General features: G+C 27.7%; 19 protein-coding genes, 1 tRNA gene, 1 pseudogene and 1 riboswitch. Of the genes and pseudogenes, 2 read left to right on the plus strand and 19 right to left on the minus strand.

Annotated features, from left to right (window positions below):
- Positions 1-67: 67 nt before the first annotated feature.
- Positions 68-751 carry a GTP pyrophosphokinase gene (locus BM027_RS01025; RefSeq protein WP_090087925.1) on the minus strand — a complete coding sequence of 228 codons (684 nt, stop codon included), beginning with the start codon at positions 749-751 and terminating at the stop codon, positions 68-70.
- A 275-nt stretch (positions 752-1,026) separates the two neighbouring features.
- On the opposite strand from BM027_RS01025, the gene BM027_RS18125 reads away from it, so the two are divergent.
- Positions 1,027-1,176 (plus strand): hypothetical protein, encoded by a 150-nt coding sequence (locus BM027_RS18125; protein ID WP_175559914.1) that lies wholly within the window; start codon positions 1,027-1,029, stop codon positions 1,174-1,176.
- 337 nt (positions 1,177-1,513) lie between these two features.
- A riboswitch (purine riboswitch) is annotated at positions 1,514-1,609 on the minus strand.
- 195 nt (positions 1,610-1,804) lie between these two features.
- Here the strand turns inward: BM027_RS18125 and BM027_RS01030 are convergent.
- On the minus strand, positions 1,805-3,112 hold the full coding sequence (locus BM027_RS01030; protein WP_090087928.1) for an amidohydrolase: 1,308 nt from the start codon (positions 3,110-3,112) through the stop codon (positions 1,805-1,807).
- 332 nt (positions 3,113-3,444) lie between these two features.
- On the opposite strand from BM027_RS01030, the gene BM027_RS01035 reads away from it, so the two are divergent.
- A tRNA-Met gene (locus tag BM027_RS01035) sits at positions 3,445-3,520 on the plus strand.
- A 70-nt stretch (positions 3,521-3,590) separates the two neighbouring features.
- Here the strand turns inward: BM027_RS01035 and BM027_RS01040 are convergent.
- The 17 genes and pseudogenes from BM027_RS01040 to BM027_RS18995 all read right to left on the minus strand — a co-directional run.
- Positions 3,591-3,932, minus strand: coding sequence for a hypothetical protein (locus tag BM027_RS01040; protein ID WP_090087930.1), 342 nt, complete (start codon positions 3,930-3,932; stop codon positions 3,591-3,593).
- 102 nt (positions 3,933-4,034) lie between these two features.
- A complete protein-coding gene (locus tag BM027_RS17920; protein WP_139209521.1) occupies positions 4,035-4,217 on the minus strand; it encodes a hypothetical protein in 183 nt (60 codons plus the stop codon).
- A gap of 176 nt (positions 4,218-4,393) precedes the next feature.
- On the minus strand, positions 4,394-5,374 hold the full coding sequence (locus BM027_RS01045; protein WP_090087932.1) for a hypothetical protein: 981 nt from the start codon (positions 5,372-5,374) through the stop codon (positions 4,394-4,396).
- Between the two features lie 321 nt (positions 5,375-5,695).
- Complete coding sequence (locus BM027_RS01050) at positions 5,696-7,420, minus strand: methyl-accepting chemotaxis protein (protein ID WP_090087935.1); 1,725 nt, start codon at positions 7,418-7,420, stop codon at positions 5,696-5,698.
- Positions 7,421-7,452: 32 nt separating this feature from the next.
- Complete coding sequence (locus BM027_RS01055) at positions 7,453-8,421, minus strand: hypothetical protein (RefSeq protein WP_090087937.1); 969 nt, start codon at positions 8,419-8,421, stop codon at positions 7,453-7,455.
- 498 nt (positions 8,422-8,919) lie between these two features.
- A complete protein-coding gene (locus BM027_RS18400; RefSeq protein WP_242943260.1) occupies positions 8,920-9,198 on the minus strand; it encodes a hypothetical protein in 279 nt (92 codons plus the stop codon).
- 309 nt (positions 9,199-9,507) lie between these two features.
- Complete coding sequence (locus BM027_RS01065; RefSeq protein WP_139209522.1) at positions 9,508-9,948, minus strand: hypothetical protein; 441 nt, start codon at positions 9,946-9,948, stop codon at positions 9,508-9,510.
- A 107-nt stretch (positions 9,949-10,055) separates the two neighbouring features.
- Positions 10,056-10,217, minus strand: coding sequence for a zinc-ribbon domain-containing protein (locus tag BM027_RS01070; RefSeq protein WP_090087942.1), 162 nt, complete (start codon positions 10,215-10,217; stop codon positions 10,056-10,058).
- 299 nt (positions 10,218-10,516) lie between these two features.
- Positions 10,517-11,224, minus strand: a complete 708-nt coding sequence (locus tag BM027_RS01075) for a hypothetical protein (RefSeq protein ID WP_090087945.1) — start codon at positions 11,222-11,224, stop codon at positions 10,517-10,519.
- A 124-nt stretch (positions 11,225-11,348) separates the two neighbouring features.
- Positions 11,349-11,570 (minus strand): YdbC family protein, encoded by a 222-nt coding sequence (locus BM027_RS01080; protein ID WP_090087947.1) that lies wholly within the window; start codon positions 11,568-11,570, stop codon positions 11,349-11,351.
- A 291-nt stretch (positions 11,571-11,861) separates the two neighbouring features.
- A complete protein-coding gene (locus tag BM027_RS01085; RefSeq protein ID WP_090087950.1) occupies positions 11,862-13,451 on the minus strand; it encodes a type I restriction-modification system subunit M in 1,590 nt (529 codons plus the stop codon).
- Between the two features lie 32 nt (positions 13,452-13,483).
- Positions 13,484-14,653, minus strand: coding sequence for a restriction endonuclease subunit S (locus tag BM027_RS01090; protein ID WP_175559915.1), 1,170 nt, complete (start codon positions 14,651-14,653; stop codon positions 13,484-13,486).
- Positions 14,654-14,701: 48 nt separating this feature from the next.
- A complete protein-coding gene (locus BM027_RS01095; protein ID WP_090087954.1) occupies positions 14,702-17,911 on the minus strand; it encodes a type I restriction endonuclease subunit R in 3,210 nt (1,069 codons plus the stop codon).
- Positions 17,911-18,483 (minus strand): restriction endonuclease subunit S, encoded by a 573-nt coding sequence (locus tag BM027_RS01100; RefSeq protein WP_090087957.1) that lies wholly within the window; start codon positions 18,481-18,483, stop codon positions 17,911-17,913. Before BM027_RS01100 ends, BM027_RS01095 begins: the two co-directional genes overlap by 1 nt.
- A gap of 335 nt (positions 18,484-18,818) precedes the next feature.
- Entirely contained in the window at positions 18,819-19,343 is a 525-nt protein-coding gene (locus BM027_RS01105) for a hypothetical protein (protein WP_090087959.1), read from the minus strand.
- Positions 19,344-19,345: 2 nt separating this feature from the next.
- A complete protein-coding gene (locus BM027_RS01110; protein WP_090087962.1) occupies positions 19,346-20,518 on the minus strand; it encodes an AAA family ATPase in 1,173 nt (390 codons plus the stop codon).
- A 265-nt stretch (positions 20,519-20,783) separates the two neighbouring features.
- A pseudogene (locus tag BM027_RS18995) lies at positions 20,784-20,876 on the minus strand (PC4/YdbC family ssDNA-binding protein); the annotation flags it as partial.
- Positions 20,877-20,991 lie beyond the last annotated feature (115 nt).

The following is a 20,991-nucleotide window of genomic DNA, read 5'->3' on the forward strand; positions in this document are numbered from 1 at the left end:
ACTTTACTAAATAAGTCAAGCTTTTATCTTATAAATCTAATATTTTTCTAAGATTTTCCTAATATTTTTATCGCCACAATTTTTCCACTTCTTTTTGTATATTTTGCATTTTTATATCTGTTGCTGATATAACATCTGCGCATTCCTTTAAATCTTCTTCTATATGTATAGGAATTACTTCACCTTTTTTATAATACAACTTATGTTCTAAGCTTGCCCAAAAATCCATAGCAATTGTTCTTATTTGCACTTCTATTTTTACAGATTCTACATGGTCTGAGAAATATATAGGAATTTCTAAAACCATATGAAGACTTCTATATCCATTAGGTTTTGGATTCTTAATATAGTCCTTTTCTTCAAGCAATGTAATATCGTCTTGACTTTTAAGCATATTAGCAAGCTCATATATGTCACTAACAAATGAGCAAATAACCCTTATACCTGCTATATCATTTAAGTTTTCCCTTGCTGATTTAGTACTTACTTCTAGATCCCTGCGTTTAAGTTTCTCCATTATACTCTTAGGAGTTTTAACTCTAGATTTCATATATTCTATTGGATTTCTTTTTCTTCTTGTTTTAAACTCATAATCTAAAATATCAAGTTTAGTACTAACTTCTTTTATAGCAGAACGATAAATCATTAAAATTTCTTGTAATTCTTCTATTTTTTCTTCAACATTTTCTGAAGGTATTACTATGTCTCCTCCATCTAGAAATATTTTATTACTTTCTCTCAATTCACTCATAACAATTCTCTTCCCCCATGTTCTTTTTTAATAAACCCTCTTTCAATTCATATGTTAACATATACGTGCTAAAAATCAATACTTCACATATTATATTAGACATATTCAAAAAAATAACAAGTAAGTCAGCTAGTCTGTTTTGCGTCATATGGTGTCAGTAATATGATCATTCAATTAAAACATAGCCAATTATTTTTAAATTTTTCAAATGAATAGATTCTTTTTATAATGACAAAATAAGTATTGAAGAAAAAACATAAATAGGAGGTTGCGCTATGAGTAATGAAGAAAATATATCCACACGTGATATAGCTAAAAAAATGATTATTGCTGGTGAATCTTTTGATGTCATTATGGATAAAACCCATTTGCGATTAAAAGATTTGAAAAGAATTCAAAGGGAAGAAATAGATCCCCACTTTTAAATTTAAATAACTAATGTATATTTTAAAAAATAACAAGTCAGTATACTAGTCTATTTTTTGTATCATACTGTGTCGGTAAAGTCAGCTAATAGATATACTATTAACTAATCTTACCTCCTTGCCCTTACATAAAATATACTTTGTATCTTTGACTTGTTATTTTCTTTTATATGCCTAATATTTCTTAAACATATCATTATAATAATCTTGATTTTGACTTTTACTAATAATTTTCATTATCCCTTATTATTAATGGATACTACTATAAATCATTTTATAATTTATGATTTTTTATAATAAAAAAACCAACTCTCATAATAATTTGAATATAGTAATCCCGTTAAAAGGATTAACTTATAATCAACTATTATGGTAGTTGGTAGAAACGTTCAACCTATTATGAACTTATATAAGTTAAAATATATTAGTTATATACTTAATGATTAATTATTATATGGTTTATACTAATAATTAATTGGTATGTTCTAATGTCAACACCAATATTACTTTCGGTTTTCTTTTATGCATTAAAATACATAAAGATTATAATTTATCGCTACCGCCATCTTGCTGTATTTAATATTTTATCCGATTACTACCATTTCTAATAAGTAAACTCCATCTGAACCTAAGAATCACTTGGTAATCTTAAAAGTGCGAGTTTTTCATTTTTAATTCGATTCACATTATAATATACTTTTTCCATATCTATATTAGTAAACACATCATCTTTATATACAACATTACCATCTATCATTGAAAGACAAATATCACTTGCTTGTGCTGAATAAAGGATATTTGCTAACACATCAAATGCAGGTTGCATATGTGGTTTATCAAAATCATAAATTACAATATCTGCTCTATTGCCAACTTTAATACAGCCACAATTTTCTCTTCCTTGTGAAGTTGCACCATTTAAGCATGCAATATTCAGCATATCTTTTTGTCCTAAAAATAAAGGATCTTTATTAATACCCTTATGCAATAAAGCTGCAAGATTAACTTCTTCTATCATGTTAAGATTGTTATTGCTTGCTGCTCCATCTGTTCCTATTGTAACATTAATGCCATAGTCTAACATGGTTTTTAATGGAGCTATTCCACTACCAAGCTTTAAATTACTACTTGGACAATGTGATACCGTAACCCCATTTTCCTTAAGAATATTAAAATCATCGCCTTCAACAAAAACACAATGTGCAGCGGTTGTTTTACTCTTAAATGTGCCACATTTTAGAAAATATTCTGCTGGTGTTAAACCATATTTCTCCTTGCATATTCTTTGTTCTTCTTCAGTTTCTGAAAGATGAATATGCATGTTCATATCTGTAGAATTACAGTATTCAGAAATCTGTCTAACTAATCGTTCTGATGAAGTATATTCAGCATGAATAGATACGTCTGCACGAATACGATCATTATTAGATTTCTTCATATATTTACGAACAAGCTCAGTTTCTTTATATGAATTGTGTTTAAAATAATCATCATTTTCCCCTACTTTAAGATATGAGTTTGAAATATTAGCTTTAATTCCTGTTTCATCAATAGCTTTAATTAAAGTTTCAAGGTGTGAATACATATCTGTAAATGACACTACTCCACTTTTTATCATTTCAGAAATTCCAAGTAGTGTTCCAAAGTAACAATCTTCATCTGTAAGTAAAGATTCAAAAGGAAATATTTTTTCATTTAACCAACGTTCAAGTGGTAGACCTTCTCCATAACCTCTGAGTAACGTCATTGGTACATGACAATGGGTATTAAAGAATCCTGGCATTGCCACTTTATTTTTTCCATCATATACTTCTCCACAATACTCTTCAGGTACTGTTGAAGCAATATAGCTAATCTTATTACCTTCTACGACTATATTAGTATTTTTAATAACATCATATTTTTCATCAATCATTGTAATATTTTTAAATAACATAATAAGCATCCTCTTTTCTTTTAACTTTTGCGGTAGCGGTTGCTTATAATTTTAAATTATCTTAACAAAAATAAATAAAAAAAGCAATTATTATTTTAGGTGCTTTTTTAAAACCTTGTTGATATTGTAATATAAAGCTCATGGACAGAGGAATTTACTTTAAAATAGCTTTATCAATAAACTTTACATCTATAATTCTCTTTATTAATATGTATTTTATCTATAAAATATGATTAAATCCCTGTTTTTTAAAACTAATGAGTTTAATTCCTTGACTTTATGTGCTTATTAAGGTATAGTAAAGCCCTAGACAAGATTTATAAATATATTGACGCGGGGTGGAGCAGTTGGTAGCTCGTCGGGCTCATAACCCGAAGGTCGTAGGTTCAAGTCCTGTCCCCGCAACCATAAAAACACCTATACTTATGTATAGGTGTTTTTTTATTTTAAGCATATGAAATAGTCTTTCCATATATCCTTAAATAAATTTACTTAATCTATCTTTTAAATTTACTTCATTTTCAATTAGCCAGCCTTCTTCTTCACAGGTATTTCCCCATTGAACTATATCATTTATTTCATTCTTAGTTAACTCAACAGATATTTTATCAATAACTTTTAAATTTTCCTCATAATATCCATTATACATTTTTAGAGCATTAGTTTCTCCTTTTAACCCTAAAGAATATAAAGGTGTTCCTTTTGCATCTTTGTGATGTGCCACAACATATAGTCTTACTCCATGACTCTTTTTATCGATTTCTGAACCAGTATTTTTTACTTCAACTAAAGTCCCCAATTGTATATTATACTTATCCATAAATTCCACATCCTCTCTTTATATAAATTCTACATAATAATTTGATTCCCTTTGTTTTTAGAAAATTCTTAATATTATTGTAAGCGTCAAAGAAATTGACGCCTACGAAGAATTATATTTTTCTTTATCATGATAACAGCTACTCAAACCTATATCACCTAATTGCTTTACCACTGCTGAATGAGTTCTTCTTTTATGCTTCTTGTCCCAGCAGCTATTGCTGTTAAAATCTCCACCTATCAAAAGGTTATTTGTCCTCTTTAATTTTTCTTTATGAATTTGCAAATATACGTAGATATCCTATACACGAAAAAAATCTTCTACTAAATATTGTTAAAAAGATAGGCCCCCTAAAGCACAAAAAAACTTATCTACCTGTATTACAGATGGTATTTTTACAATATATTTTCTCCACTTCCTTCATTTCCATTTGCCTTACTTGTAGTCAATTCATTGTCTTGTTATTCCTCGCAATGTTTTTTCTTTAAAACAATCATATCAAATAAATCTCCAAATTCATTTTGAAAGCTCAGTTCCTTTTGTTCAAAATGAGAGTCTATGTATGCCTTGAATTTGATATTCTTTTTCTTTTTCTTATTTAATAGAAATCCAGTAGAAGTTTCCACATACCATGAAACATGCCCAAATAAATAGTAACTACAAAATGAAAGAAAACGCTTTTTTGAATTGTCTATAATTATGAGACCATCATCGTTCAACACACTATAGAATTTCTCAAAAAGTACCTTTTGATCAATATCACTTCTAAGTGAATACCACAGACTTCCTTTTATGTCGAAAATCACATCAGCTTTTGTTTCTCCTACTTCTAACAGGTACTCTCCTATTTTCAAGGCCTCTTTTCCAAGGAAAACTCGTAGATTTTCATCGTTAATGTCTTTTGCAGCATGGTTTTCAATTTCATCTATGTCCCCAATGACAAATTTTATTGAAATGCCCTTTTGTTTTAGATCATCGTATAGGAATTTTTCATAAACTCCTTTATTTGCTGCTGGACTCACAAAGGTTAGTCCTAATTTTTTTGGGACAAAGTTCTCTTTTTCGATGGCGCTATACATATGTACAAACCAATCGTTTCCTAGAAACCTTCGTGTCGTATCGTACCACTTATCTAATTGAAAATTCTTTTTAGAATTTGGATTTACCTGATTTCTTCTAAAAAGTAACCTTTCACCGATACTGAATCTTCCTAACCAAAAAATATATAATACTGATATGGGGAACAGAATAATCAGCAAGGAATTAAATATCAGCAAGTTATTCACAGCAATATTCTGCATTACGACTTCTGACATACGGTTTGATTCCACTAAATAAGGTAATACTTCCAACAAACAATTACGAACATAAAGCGGATAAAAAAGCAAAACAAGTATTGCAAGAGCAAATACAAATAAACGTAAATACCTAGCTCGATTCATAGTAACCCTTCTCCTTCTCCTTATTTTAGAGTGTTCGTCTTTCTGGGTCTACAATATTATACTAACACCCTAGTAAGTCCTTGAGTTCATCATCAATTTCTTCATACCTCAAAACTGGTACACCCCATTATAAATTAAAATAGAAATACTATCCATACATTTTTAATTTTAAAAATACATACGGAGAATTTTTGACGGTTACCCAATGACTATTAAAATGAATACAATAATCTAAAAGTATAACCTTCTTAACCACTGTCTCCACATGCCTTGAGGCAGTGAAAGAGATATATTTTACCGCATTATATAGTTATATTTCTTTTATACTTCTTCTGATTCAGATAGGTCAACGGCTATATTACATACTAAATTTTCTTTATTAATAACATCAATAATACTCTGAAATGACTTACTAATTTCTTCAAATTTTGAATTATTATAATTGAATAAAGCATAACACTTTTCTAATTCATTAACAAAATTATCAATTGAACTTATTATTAAATTATGTTTATTAACATCCATATTTATTCTTATAAGCTTATCAAACTCTTTTATAATATAATCCATTGGATTTTTTACAGATTCTATCATCTCATAGATTTCTTTAGAAACCTCCATTAGATTATTAGAAATTTTGTTAATTTCATTTGCAACTATTGCAAAACTCTTCTCATTTTTATCCGCTTTTGCTGCTTCAATACTAGCATTTAGCCCTATAAATTTAGTTTGCTCAGCTATGCAATTAATTTTTTTTGCAAAGATATCTATTTCTTGAAAAGAATTTAATTTTTTAATTTGATCTCTAAGTTGTTCAATTATTTTAATTTGCTTTACATCTGCTACGAATTCCTCATCAATGTTTGATTTTAATTTATTTATCCGAATTTTCAAATTCTCTGTAGAAATCAAATCTGTATCAAACGTATTTTCGTTAATATTTTTAAAACCTGTTTCAAAATACATTTTTAATAAATTTATGTTTATATTTTGAGTTTTTATTAAATACTCATATTCTTTTGATAATTTATTATTTTGATTCTTTATACATTCTACAATTTCTTTATTCAATCTTTTGTCTTGAATTAAATTTTGTTCACTTATTATATTTATGCTTTTATTATCAATATCATCTTCAACTTCATTTTTCAATTTATCTTTTACTGATAATACTGAACCAACTGCTATCACTAAACAAAGCACACTTGTAAATGCAATTATCACTGAAACCAGCTTACTTTGAAATATTTGCGGCACTATATCTCCATAACCTATTGTAGTAAATGAAATAATAGTATAATAAAATAAATCAAAGATATCTATTGAATGCCCTGATATTGAACAAAAGTAAGCATTTTCATAAGAATACGACACCATTATAACACATAGAAATAAATTAAGTATTATTAGAATAAGCAATATAATTGCCCCAGACATTGTAATTTTCAAAACTAAATTTCTATCATCCTTGTTTATATTTTCCTTATCATATATAAAAAAACATAATGGATCTATAATGATATTAATTAACATCTGAAAATTTAACATGTATGATATTGCTAGACCAATAAAAACAATGTTCTTATAATATAACATAGTATCTTTTGCTATAGATAAAAAGAAGCTATAAAAAATTATTATTGAAAAACTTATTATTAGTTTAAAGCTGATTTTATTATTTTTTATTTTATTTATTACCTCATCAAATTTGCTCAAAATTAGTAATGGTATACCGAATAAAAAATACATACAAATAAATACAAATATAAACAAAACCATAGTCAAAATAATAATTTTTATACTAAACACTTGTCCTGTTTTATTTATTATTTTAATATATGACATTATAACCATTTGCAATATAATTGCCATAATAACGATTATCAATAATACTTTTATAATTTTTCCTTGACTATTGATTATTTTAGAATATGATTTGTTGATATTTAAAATAAACGCTTTTACTTTTTTAACTTTATTATCTATTGTTGCCATAGCCAAAATAAATAATATTATTGATATAAAACATATTAAAAATGAATTCATATATATCTACCCCATTTAAATAAAATTTGAAATCACGAAAATTTTGTTATAAATTCATTTATTCCTACAACTGCTGTATCAATATTAAAAACTCTATAAATAAACTGAGTTTTTTCTTGTGTACTTTCATCTTCAGTAATAAAGTAATTAGCTTTATAAGCATAATATATATGTTTTGAATCTCTTACAATATTGCTCAACTTATTTTTCTTTGTTATTTTTTCTTTAAAATATGGATGGAAATCTAGTAGCGAATAGGCTAACGTAATTTTTTCACCAATTTCCATTTTATCAACATCATTTCTTGTTGCTGACATATACTCTCTAAATATTCCCATGAAATTTTCTTCAAAAGTTTCAATATTATTATTTTTAATATCATTAATAAAAGGTTTTATATTTTCATAAATTTTTTCTTGATGTTTATTCATAGTTAAAGTTTCATTTTTATCAATTGCTTCAATAACATTAGGTATATATTTTCTAAAATCTTTATAGGGATCTATTTCTATAAAAACTTTATCATATAATTCCTTATGAAATGATTTCATTAATTCAGGTGAATACACACCATCATTCTCTTTTAACTTCTCATAAAGTGGATTATCTTTGTCCATCTTATCCATATCAACTTTAAAAGTACCATTAGGATCATTAATGTTAGTAAGGTCTAATTCCTTATTTTTTTCAGATATAATTTTCTTAAATAACATTTCCGAGTCATAGTCAACTATTGTAAATCCACCTTTATCATTAATTCCTATCGCTTTTTTATTCGATAATTGATTTAAAAACTTCAAATCAGCGTCTACATATTTCTTTGTCTCTTCATTGTATCCATTTGTTAAATCTTTTAAATGAGCTTCACAAAATGGAAATCTATATTTTTTACTAAGACTATTCACAATTTCTTTAAATAAGATATCATTTTCTAAATTATCCTGTCTTGGCTTTTTTATATACTTAATTGCGTTCCAGTCTAAATATATATATTTCTCCATCATACCCTCCAAAATCTTATATAAAAATAAATACTGTTCCTTCTAATTTAGTTAGTACACTATAATATATTAACATATGCAAATTCACCAAATTTTTTATATGTATACTTCATTATAATGCATAAAATTCCAAATTTCTATATAATTACATTATTCTTTATATTTGCAATATTTATTAACATAAAAATACGTTAGCTAAAGAATATCACTTCTATCCGCTAACGCATTAAATATTTTATCATCAAATCTACAGACAAATTTTTCCGCTTTCTATGATATTTTAAATTTTGCCCCTATCAATGATCTTAACCTCTAATTTTCCTATTTAAAATATGTTAATACTAATAAAACTACAATAATAACATCAAATAATAGATTTAACTTTTCATACTTAGTCATATTCTATCCCTCCAATTATATAGCTATATTATACCATATTATGTTTATTTTAACATTTATTATATTTTCATAATATTATATCTTCTGCTAATTTTAATACTAAACTCTTTCTTCAACTCTCATTCCATTCCTCAATATAAAAACAAAATGCGTTGGTTCAAGAATCTCAATTCTATCTACCAACGCATTAAATATTTTATCATCAAATTCTGTTAGCAAGCCTTCCTGCTCTTTTATAACTTTTATTATTTCATCAACTCTTTCTTTATATTGCTCTATACTTACATTTCCTGTTTCAATCTTAGATTTATCCTGTCTTAGTTTTTGAAGTTCTCCTGAAATCCTTACATACTCTTCATTATAAACTTCTTCATACATCTAACCTTTTATCTGTAATTTTATAAGTCCTTTTAATTCTTCCTTTGAAGCTTCAATCTTGTTTTCAAGTCCTATCAAATCAGTATTCCCAGCTCTTTTTGATATTATCTTTTCTATATGATTTAATATCCTCTGCCCTCCACCCTCTTAAGTATCTATATAAAATTCATGTGTTTATTCAAAGATTTCACAGTAATTAAATTATACTCCTCAATATTACCAATTTGAAAATTTTAAAATAAAAATAAACACCAGTAATTAAACTGATGTTTTCTCTTTTCAATTATAAATCCATTGATAAGCATTTCTTTAATTACTATTTGGTATTTGAGTTTGTAATTTTTTATATACTTCCATAAACTTACTTATTTTTTCATTCTTATTATTATTAAAAGATGTAATATTCCCCTGTGGGCTCTTGGCTAAATCTATTGTTACTTGATATGAACTATTTAACTCTAACAATGTATCATATACCTTTTCATACTCTTTTGGTTGTTTTTGTAATTTCTTCATCATTTCAGAAACCTTAAGTTCTGATGATTTAATGTTTTCGGTTTTTGTTTTAGTGCTACTGTCATTAAAAAGATAACCTAATGGCTTATTAAAATCACTTTCCCAATATCCATTTTTTCTTGTATATTTATCTGTTTCATTATCAAATTTTTTATAAATAGCATTAGACCAAACCTTTGAAGTTAAATTCATTAAACTTTCAGCATCTGAGCCACTTGATAGCATCTCACTCATTAAAAGATTAACATTTGTAGAATATTCTTTAGCTTTTTGTTTGCTATATGATAAATATCCAACAAATATAATTGCTCCAATTATTAAAATACTGACTATTAAAGTAATTAATTTCTTTTTTTGCTTGCTTCCATTTTCAAATTTACAGAAGCTATTTCTACTTTTTGTGTTTCATTACTTTCCTCAGTCAATGGAAATCCACAATGTGGACAACTTTTTACTTGATCTGATATCTCTTTAGAACATTCCGGACATGTTATTAAAGCCATAAATCATTCCCTCCTATAGTACTATTTCAATTATAGCATTTATTGGATATTTCAACAATATATATGACTTTTACCTTTATATTAACAATATGCCTCTCTCATTACAATATTTCCTGCTGGATCTTTTTTAACACAAATTTCTCTTAATGAATTTATTAACAAATCTGATTGATTCCAACCCTAAACTTTATTGTTCTGATATCTAACTCTCCATCTTGATTAAAAAGTTCTCTTCTCCTGTTTTTTCACTTAAATTTATATAGTTAGAACTCTCCATTATTTGTAACCCATCTCTTAATTTATCTATTTATATTTGTATAATCCGCTCTAAAATAAACTTTATAATTATTTACCTTAATCCCATATTCCTTAAGTATCTTAACTATTAAATTTCTGATTGAGTTTCCACTCATATTAGTTTCAATATATATTTTATCAGCTACTTTTTCTGGCTTTCGCAATTTGTTCTCATCTATTGAAAAATATTTATTCTTTTTACCATTCATATTTTTATTATTTTCAAAACCCAAGAATTTTTCTGAATCTATAGAAATAAACATATCACAAGTCTTTAATAGCATTTCTTGCCACGTTTTTACTTCTATAAATTCACTATCATTAATTCTAAATCCGAATGGTCTTATATGCGTAAAATTTTCATATAAAGTATGCTCCACTTTATTGTCAACAACATACTCATCATAATTAGGTAGAATTCTAGTTATATCTTCTTCAGCATTCTCCTCAGTAATATCAGCCTCTTCTATTATTGTAAAATTAATTATTTCATCAATTTTTGTTTCATAGAAATTAATTGCCTTACCGAGAATCGTGTATTTTTCAATAGTTGAGAAGTCTCTATTGGAATATGATTGTCCTATTTTTTCATTTATTCTATTCATAACATCATCAATAGTATCCATTAAAAGACCTAAACTTTCTGATATATCAATTGATTTGTCTGGGAAATTTTCTTTTATAATTTTTAAAATCTCTTCAAGCTCCATAAATTACACCTCATTACATAATTTCATATAATTACAGTATTCTTTATAAATGGTAATATTCCTCCCAAATTCCAATTGTTTGTATAAAAAAACACCAGTAGTTAAACTGATGTTTCTCTTTTTATTACAAATCCATATTATTAAGTATTTCTTTAAGCTTTCTCAATTCTTCTACTGATAAAGTAACACCTTTACCCATTTTATTATGTTCAGAATCCCAATCTCTAATGTCATACTTAGCTTCTTTATCATTCCAAGAAATGAGATTTAATTCTTTCTTCCAACCTTTTGCTGACTCTGATAGAACTCCAGTTGTTTCTTTAATTTCAAATTTTATATCTGCCATATTTTTCACTCCCTTAGCTCTAATAACTTTCATTTTTGTATTTATCTATTTTTCTTCAAATTATCTTTAAAATTCTATCTCATATAATCTATAGCAGCTTTTAATATCAGTACCAGATATTTCTCTTTTGTATCTTTTGAATAAACATCCTTTTTATTTTTGTAACCTTCTTTGCTTCCAGAACTCATGAAATAATTTGCACTAAACTTACTTATTGATCTCTTACTAATTTAGTGTAACAATCTTTTATAAAAGGAAGATGACATTTCCATCTTTCCTGTATAAAACAATTTAAATTCTAACCCCTAATATCTTCAATTGTTCATTAATATCAGCTTCTAGCTCAGCAATTTCCTTATTATCTTGTTCTAACAGCTTATTTATTTCTTCTAAATCAATTGGTTCTTCTTCCTCAAAAGTATCAACATAACGTGGTATGTTTAAATTAAAATCATTTTCTCTAATTTCTTCAATAGATGCCAAATGAGCATACTTTTCAACGTCTTTACGTTCCTTATATGTTTTTATGATTTTATCGATATCTTCATCTCTTAAATTATTTTGATTTTTATTCTTTTCAAAATCATTACTTGCATCAATAAATAATATATCTTTATTTTCACGATTCTTCTTTAACACTAAAATTACTGTTGGAATACTTGTTCCATAAAATAAATTTGCTGGTAATCCAATTATTGTGTCAAGATAATTCTTACCAATTAAAGTTTCTCTTATTTTTCCTTCTGCTGCACCTCTAAATAAAACTCCATGAGGTAAAACAATAGCCATTGTTCCAGTCTTATTTAAATGATATATACTATGCAATATAAAAGCGTAATCTGCCTTTGAAGCTGGTGCTAACTTTCCATATTCACTAAAACGTGGGTCTTTTAATTTAGTTTCATCATTATCCCATTTTGCTGAATATGGTGGATTGGCAACTACTGCATCAAAGCTACGTGGATGATCAATACCTTTTGCATCTGGACCATCTGGCCAATCACTTTCCAAAGTATCAGCATTACTTAATACCATATTGTTATAAGATATACCATGCATCATTAAATTCATACGTGCCAAGTTATATGTAGTTGTATTCAATTCTTGACCAAAGTACTTCATGGGAGTACCTTTTGATAATTCTTGACCTACAGTAAGTAATAAAGAACCTGATCCCATTGTTGGGTCATATACGCTAAATAATTCATCAGATTTTTCTACACCTTCTGTTACTACTTTCGCTAAAATCTTACTTACTTGATGTGGTGTATAAAATTCTCCACCTTTTTTACCAGCACTTGCTGCAAATTGACCAATTAAATATTCATATATTTCACCTAAAATGTCTTTTCCATCATTACTTTTGTATTCAATACTATCAACTAACTTTACTATGTTATTAAGTGATTTAGCACGTTCATTTGTAGAATTGCCCAGACGAGAATCACCTAAATTAATATCATTAAATACTCCACGGAAATCTTTTACTGCTTCTTTATTTAATTCTGCATTTTTATTAAAGTTATCAAAAATAGTTTGATAGTCACTAGGAATAACTTGTGAATCATTAATTTTATCAATCAATGACTGCCATGTATCCTTTGGAGCAATTGCATATCCTAAGCTTGCTGAAATGTCTTGTAAATAATCTTCTAACTCAGACTCATCTACTTGTGAATTATAGGATTCATTAATAGACTCCCCCTCTATAACATCTATAACATTATTCTTTAACAAATACTCCTCTTGATGTTCTGATAAATATCTATAAAACATAAATGCCAATATATAATTTTTATACTCCGACGCATCCATAGTTCCACGTAATTCATTTGCCATTGCCCATAATTTATTTGTAATTGATTGTATATTATTACTCATTATTTTTACTTCCTCTCTTTGATTAATTTGCTTTAAATAAACATCTGTTGTAAAAGCCCCTTCTTCTGTTGTTGTAAGTGTTCTAATTTACGCTTATGAAGGGTGATAAGGTTGTCTAGATTGGTGAAAAATTCGGCAATTTGTATTTGCTCTTCACGATTTGGCAGTGAAATCACTTCAGAATGAACATCATTTCGATTTAATGTCGGTACTCCGCTACCTGTACCAAAACGATTCAAATTCAATCTTTGGTACATATAATAGATGTAACGAGGATAGTTACATTTGAAGTCTGTTACCCATAATGCGGTATTATGCGGCCAATAATTGCACTCTGTATAGTGTAAGTTCCCGATTGTACCTGACCTGCCAGTTATAACACCGGGGCCTTTCACTTTATATTCAGAATGATATCCATTTATTCCATTTGACATAATAACTGGATATGGACCTACCTTCATTTCTCCTTTAGGTAAATCAAATCCTCTTTGTAACGGTGCAGTATCCATAACCTTACGCTGTTCCCAAGGGTCAGTAAATCCAGGAAAACGAACTTCCGGAAATATTTCTCCCTCTTTAGGAAACATTTTTTGGAATAACCCCTTCTTCTTATCTTTTAGGTGTTCTAACTTACGCTGATGAAGGGTGATAAGGTTGTCGAGTGTCTCCAAAAAAACGGATATTTTTGTCTGTTCCTCGTAAGACGGAAATATAACCAACCCTAAAAGCGCATTATCATCACTGACCTTCATATCATTTTTTGCGCCCTTATTAACCAATGGCTTAAGGTAATTATTCAAGCGATAATCCAACTCAAAATAACACTGTACAAAGTTTGGATTTGTATTCTCTTTGGGTTTATACACCGCATAAAGAGTAGATACAATACCTGATTTTCCTTTATTCGTTTTGATTATCCCAAAGGGATTACGCTTAAGAGGGGACTTGGTGTATACGATACTTCCAGTATTAACTACACCGTAGTTAGAAACAGATGCTCCTGCAAAACTTCTTCCTTGAAATTCTATCTGATTGACAATACCAAAATTGCCAGACACAGATAGAACATCATCCTTGTTATAAACATCGTCACTATTTTTTTCATTGGATGTTTCAATAAATTCATTCAACTTACGCTGTTCCCAAGAATCAGTGAATCCTGGAAATCTTATCTTAGGTACATTTACTTTATTTTTATCCATTTTATCTCCTATCCGAACGGAATATTAAACTTTCAGTTCAAAAAAACATTAATTCTCTACTTGTTCATCTGCCAATTTATATATAGCATTACGCAAGCCGTTACGATACTTCATCTTTGGAAGATTTTGAATTTCTTCATCATGTGCTAATCTCACATAATCCAATGTTGCTTTTGCAACTATATCTCTTATTTTTCCATTATCATCTAAATCCTGTGATCCATAATGATGCGTGCTGAATAATTCTCTCATTTCAGCACTTGTTATGATATCTGTAATTCCCCATTTAACTCTAAAGTCTAAAAATGTTCTATCTAAACTTACATTATTAGCTTGCTCTATAATAACATCACTGCTTTGTAATTTGATTGGATATTTTACAATAGCACCTGCTGGTGGATAATGTCCTTTAATAATAGCATTTGCAGCATTCATAATTTTATTAGCGTAATTTCTATCATCTAATCCATTAGCAAATTGGTCTATCTTATCCTTTGTTTCCTTAGCCTCTTCTTTTTTACCTTCATGAACTTCATTTAATAGTCGTTCCACCAATTCAGTTAAATAATCATAATTAATTCTAACATATTTTACATGTGTCATCTTTAATTCAATTTGATGCAAAGGTATATTCTTTTCTTTTGCTATATGTTGCTTTAATTCATTTGTTAAAACTGTTGTAAGCATAACCTCTTGCTCACTTGTCATACCTAACATTTCAACTAATTCATCTGGATTATCATAGTTAAATCCTACTATATTACCATCAACCTCTTCAGAGTTATACTGCTTAAGTTTTGCCATACCAGCATTGTAATCTCGTAATAATTCAAGCATCTCTTCCTTTTTCTTCTCCGAAGATGGTAATTGTTCAAATTCCTTAGTTAAATCACTTAATTTTTCAACTGTCTCTTTTACTTCATTAAATATATCTTCAAAAGGTTTTGCTACAATTCCATCTTTTTCATTAGCTTTACGTTGCTCCTCATCTGATAAAATTGCTGAATCCTTATTTGCATAAATTGCCAAAGCCTTATTCATAAGCTTCTCATTATATGCAGGCCAACGATAATTAACAATACGTCCCCAAGGTTTATCTTGCATATCTGCAATACGATTTGTTCTTGAATATGCTTGTATAAGCCCAGCCCCTTTTAGTGTTCTATCAACATAAAGAGTATTAAGTTCTGGTGCATCAAATCCAGTTAGAAGTTGATCTACAACAATTACAATATCTAAGTAATTCTTATCTACTGCACTTTTATTTAAACGACTTGTAACATCTTGTGTGTACCCTGCAACATCATCCATTCCAAAGCTTGTGCCAAATTCTTTATTATAAATATTTATCGCTTCAAATAAACCTTTATTAGTTTCTAGCATATTATTATTATTAGAAGAATTTAAACTAAATGTAACTGCAACCTTCAGTACTTGTCCACCATTCTTCCTGTTCTCATCATTTACTTTCTTAAACTCTCTAAAATACATCATTGCCATTGGTGTACTAGCCTTACCAGCACCTACATGTGTTGTAAATAATGCATTATACTTACCTTCGTTTGAACGATTTCTCCAGTTAGTAAAGATATCTTCAACTACAAGTTTTACATGATCAATATTTTCATCATAAAAACTTGGTTCAATTGCATCATCCATATCTTCTTGATTTAAATTATTTATTTTTTCTTGTATCTGTTGTTCTGTCCAATTTGGATAACGTTCTCTATAAAAAGCTGGTAAGTATTCTCTTTTCATTTGTTCTTCATCAATTGTTGTTTCAAAATCAACTTTAAATCCTAGAACATTTTTATCTGCAATAGCTTCACGAATTGTATAGGCATGTAAAAGTCGTCCAAAAATATCTTCTGTTCTTAACCCTGTTGTAGTTTCATCAAACATTGGAGTGCCTGTATATCCTATCCAAGCAGATTTCTTAAAAGCTTTCTGTATCTTTTCAAAATTTTCACTACCAGTTGAACGGTGTGCTTCATCTACAATAAACACTATATTTTTATCAGGTGGTTGAAAAGATTTACGCTTCACTAAAGTATCAAGCTTTTGAACAGATGTAACTATTATATTATTATCTTTACTTTTTAATTTTCTACTTAAATCTGTTGTATTATTAGTATTTTGAACACTACCAATCATATCTTCACTAGAATCTGGGTCATAAGCTCTGTAGTTCTCATTTGTTTGTTTAGTTAATGCTATTCTATCTACTACAAAAACTACTTTGTCCACCTTTGGCATACGACTTGCAAGCCATGCTGTTTTAAAACTAGTAATTGTTTTACCTGACCCAGTAGTGTGCCAAATATATCCTACCTTATTAGTTCCAAATTCAAAATCTACTTTTTTTATCTTTTCAATTACATTTTGTGTGGCATACACTTGATATGGTCTCATCACCTTTAATGTTTGTTTATTTTTTGTACCATCTAAAATCATATAATTAGTAGCCATTTGATGTGCCATAGGGATACTTAACATTGAATCAGCAAACTCTTTCCAATTTCGTACAATTGAACTATCACTTTTTCTTTGCCAATTAAAAGCAAAATCCTTATTAAATTTATCAGCTGTAGTATTTGCCATATACTTCACATTATTAGGGGTAATAGCCACTAAAATCTGTAGTGTTGAAAAAATATCACCATATTGATTTTCATCACAATATTGATGCATTTGATTTAATGCTTCATTAACATCATGAGTATCACGTTTTTCTTCTATTTGTATTATAGGCAATCCATTTATTAATAGCGTAGTATCAAAACGACGATCTTGCTTTCCATTAATAATTGCAAGACGTTTAATTTGATTAACTACTTGATATACTGTATCTCCAGCACCAACTTGTTTTTGATCAAAAACAGTTAAAAATACATGACGTCCATCATCTAAATCAATTTCAATTTGAGATACACCATTAAGCCCATATAAAAATTGTCCTGCTTCATATGGTGTCTTAATATCAGAAATAGCCTTTTTAACTTGATTAAACTCAACAACACTTAGTGGATTATCAAGGGTATTTTGATTGTTTCTTTCAAGTATTTTTTTAAAATTATTCCAAAGTTGTTCTGTAGTCTTAATCTCTGGTTCATAAGTCCATAGCTTTGATTTTACTACATAATCAACATTATCTTCAGCAATAACAAATCCCCCTAATCCCTCTAAATGTTCAGGTTTTGTTATTGCTCCAGTAGTAATATATTGTATTAATTCTGTTTCAAATTTATCCTCTGTCATTATTTAATAACCTCCTCTAAATTGGCTAAAATAATAGTTGATTTAAGTTTAGCTGCCCTATGTTTAAGAGCCTCAAGTCTTAATTGATTAAAATAAGCTTGTCCGATTATCCTTTGCTTATCAATAGATGGCATTTTAGGTATATCCAGTTCTTTTAGTTGCTTTAGTGTATATTTTAGAACTTGTGATCCTTGTAATCCCATAATTAACTGTTTCTTGATCATTTTATTTTCATTTATAAGATATACCAGAAACTTTGAATCAATATCATTACTAGGTAATAATTTAACGTAATTTTGTGTATAAAGATATCCTTCATGATTCCTTCTTATTATAGTAGCCATTCCAGTAATCAAACTAAATATAACATCATTCTCACATAATGTACTTACCTCATCATAAGTTCTTACTTGCTTATTCTCTATCCCCTCAGAAATAATCCCAACCAAATCATCAGTTAAGTCTGTTTGGCTATAATAATTAAATACAGATGCATATTCATCAGCAACTTCTGTAATTCTAAATTGAGGTGAACCGCTTATAAATTCAACTAATTCATTTAATTTCCTCATAAATATTGTGCCTTTCTAAAATTAAATTATTTACTGTAATACAATAATACCACAAAAGGAAATTTATCTCAACCATTAAATAATGTAATTTTTAAAAATTACATTATTTAATGGTTGAATTATATCATATTTTCCAATTCCTAATATTGATCTACTTAAATTTATTCCTTGTATTTATTAGCACCTAACCTAAAAAATTCCCCAAAACAAATTTGGGGAACATTAAGAGAGTTCTTAGAGCTTTAGCTCTTAGAACTCCTTATCCTGTGGATATAAAACATATTATGAAATTTTCTAAAAATCCTTGAACCTATACCCAGTTTTGTTTAATTAATTTATTTCAATAAATCACAAAGAGTATTCTCTCCCTTGAGTATTTTAGCAAGCCTCTTATGTTCGTAAATTGCTTTAACTAATTCATCAATATCCTTAAAATAGTTTTTTACAAATTCATAATTCTTAACAACATGACCATATTTAAGATTCTCTTTGCAATAATCACTAGGTTTATCCTTGCCAGACTTCTTATATTCTTTATATTTTCCTTCTTTATATATTATAAGCATTTCAATTTCAGGTGCTGTTATAATATTAATTACATTTACTTTATCTTTATAAGCTGCACTTAATTTGAAATTTTCTCTCCTTGAATCTAAAATTCTATATACAGTTATTTTTTTACCAAAAAACTTTCGTAAATATTGAGTCTCAAAGTTTTTAGCACCTCGGCATCTAATAATACCTTCTTCAAGCATCTGCTCTTTACTAAATTTTAATTTATTATTTTCAAGAAGTAAGTCCATTATCGCTTGTTCCGCTGATCCTTCACAAATAAATGCTACATATTCTTCTAATTCCATAATCATACCTCATCAATTCTGCCAGAAATAATAGCATTTTTAAAATTAATATATGATTCATAAGCTGGTGCAGTACCTTGTAAATAACCACTTTGGTAAGCTTCACTTTTTTTAATATCATTTCTCTTCAATATTTTAGAAAGTTTTTCAACGTTTATACCATTTTTATTTCTGACAATATAAATATCATCGCTTCTTTCAAATTCATCTAATAACTGTGAATAGTGTGTTGAGAATATTATAGTTGCACCTTTATAATTAATTTTCTCATTCATAAAGAATCGGATTAATGTAGAAACAATTTCTCTATTAAAATGATTTTCTAATTCATCAACAATCAGATAGCCTCCATTATTGAAAGCTAACATGGCATTTAAAAATACATTTATTCCCTTTATAGTGCCAGAAGATAAGTAATTATTTAGTTCCACTGGATCATATAAAACAATTTCTTCCTTTTCTTTAAATTTTAATCTGATTTCTAATTTTTTACCATCATGTTTTAAATTTAAATACTCAATACTAGGATCTAAAAAAGTTATTAACTGAGGCGGGAATTCTCCAACAAAAGTAATTTGGTTTGTATTCGTCAAGTTTATAATATCTCTAATATAAAAGTGTGAATTATATTTTTTATTTAAGGAAATAATGATACTAACATCTTCCATCAAAAATTCTTCATCTGCATTTCTTATTTGAACTGGATTCAATTTCTCAAATTCAAAAAGGCCTTTTTTAGTTTTTACTGCGCTTAAGTTTTTTCTCCAAAGTTTTTCTTCTTTAATTGTATATTTATTTTCACCATCTTGGGATTTATCATCTCTTTTTACAACAGTTTGTAATTTGTTTATATAATTTTCTTCTGAATAAAAATATGTCTCAAATATCACTTCATCCTCATAATTTATTCCATTTAAAATATCGTTGTAAACAATTTTATTTATTGGTTCATTATTTAACATATTAATTACAAAAGATATAACTTTTAGAATTGACGTTTTTCCTGACGCATTAATTCCTATTAAAGCAATAACATTATTAATATAAATATTAGAAAACAATTTAGATAGCATTTCATTTTTTTCAGAACCAACACGTTGTTCAGCAAAAAAGTCTATTTCGAGTTCGTCTTTAAAAAGTTTTAAACCTCTAATTTTGATTTTTAGTAATTTCATCTTTTCCTCCTAAAATCACTATTTTTGTTTTTATACTATATATAATATATTATATTACCTACTTATTCAATATTTATTCAAAATAAAAACGTGTTTATCGTTTTTATTTAAATATTTTTTTCTAAAATTCGGCAAGTAATTTTAAAAAACAAAATTTCTTGATTATTAATAGCTCAACTTTCTCAGAATAGAAGCACTAACTTTTGCTTCATAATAACAATGCAAAACCTCAATAAATCTATCAATTATTGAATCGCTAATTTACTTTCAAATCATATTTAGCCTCTTTATCATTCCAACTTATTAGATTTAATTCTTTAGTCCATCCTTGTGCTGATTATGAAAGAACTCCTACCATTTCTTTTATTTCAAATTTTATATCTACTTTTTATATAGCAGAACCACTGTCTCCACATGACTAGTCTATGGAAACATATTAAGTTTTCCATCCTCCGTAAGCCATATATTTTCAA

The organism is Clostridium uliginosum, assembly GCF_900112485.1.
GTDB lineage: Bacteria > Bacillota > Clostridia > Clostridiales > Clostridiaceae > Clostridium > Clostridium uliginosum.

Excerpts from the sequence above, each read along its gene's own strand:
- BM027_RS01025 (WP_090087925.1), bottom strand. The coding sequence starts at position 751 with ATGAGTGAATTGAGAGAAAGTAATAAAATATTTCTAGATGGAGGAGAC.
- BM027_RS18125 (WP_175559914.1), top strand. The coding sequence starts at position 1,027 with ATGAGTAATGAAGAAAATATATCCACACGTGATATAGCTAAAAAAATG.
- BM027_RS01030 (WP_090087928.1), bottom strand. The coding sequence starts at position 3,112 with ATGTTATTTAAAAATATTACAATGATTGATGAAAAATATGATGTTATT.
- BM027_RS01040 (WP_090087930.1), bottom strand. The coding sequence starts at position 3,932 with ATGGATAAGTATAATATACAATTGGGGACTTTAGTTGAAGTAAAAAAT.
- BM027_RS01045 (WP_090087932.1), bottom strand. The coding sequence starts at position 5,374 with ATGAATCGAGCTAGGTATTTACGTTTATTTGTATTTGCTCTTGCAATA.
- BM027_RS01050 (WP_090087935.1), bottom strand. The coding sequence starts at position 7,420 with ATGAATTCATTTTTAATATGTTTTATATCAATAATATTATTTATTTTG.
- BM027_RS01055 (WP_090087937.1), bottom strand. The coding sequence starts at position 8,421 with ATGGAGAAATATATATATTTAGACTGGAACGCAATTAAGTATATAAAA.
- BM027_RS18400 (WP_242943260.1), bottom strand. The coding sequence starts at position 9,198 with ATGTATGAAGAAGTTTATAATGAAGAGTATGTAAGGATTTCAGGAGAA.
- BM027_RS01065 (WP_139209522.1), bottom strand. The coding sequence starts at position 9,948 with ATGAGTGAGATGCTATCAAGTGGCTCAGATGCTGAAAGTTTAATGAAT.
- BM027_RS01070 (WP_090087942.1), bottom strand. The coding sequence starts at position 10,217 with ATGGCTTTAATAACATGTCCGGAATGTTCTAAAGAGATATCAGATCAA.
- BM027_RS01075 (WP_090087945.1), bottom strand. The coding sequence starts at position 11,224 with ATGGAGCTTGAAGAGATTTTAAAAATTATAAAAGAAAATTTCCCAGAC.
- BM027_RS01080 (WP_090087947.1), bottom strand. The coding sequence starts at position 11,570 with ATGGCAGATATAAAATTTGAAATTAAAGAAACAACTGGAGTTCTATCA.
- BM027_RS01085 (WP_090087950.1), bottom strand. The coding sequence starts at position 13,451 with ATGAGTAATAATATACAATCAATTACAAATAAATTATGGGCAATGGCA.
- BM027_RS01090 (WP_175559915.1), bottom strand. The coding sequence starts at position 14,653 with ATGGATAAAAATAAAGTAAATGTACCTAAGATAAGATTTCCAGGATTC.
- BM027_RS01095 (WP_090087954.1), bottom strand. The coding sequence starts at position 17,911 with ATGACAGAGGATAAATTTGAAACAGAATTAATACAATATATTACTACT.
- BM027_RS01100 (WP_090087957.1), bottom strand. The coding sequence starts at position 18,483 with ATGAGGAAATTAAATGAATTAGTTGAATTTATAAGCGGTTCACCTCAA.
- BM027_RS01105 (WP_090087959.1), bottom strand. The coding sequence starts at position 19,343 with ATGGAATTAGAAGAATATGTAGCATTTATTTGTGAAGGATCAGCGGAA.
- BM027_RS01110 (WP_090087962.1), bottom strand. The coding sequence starts at position 20,518 with ATGAAATTACTAAAAATCAAAATTAGAGGTTTAAAACTTTTTAAAGAC.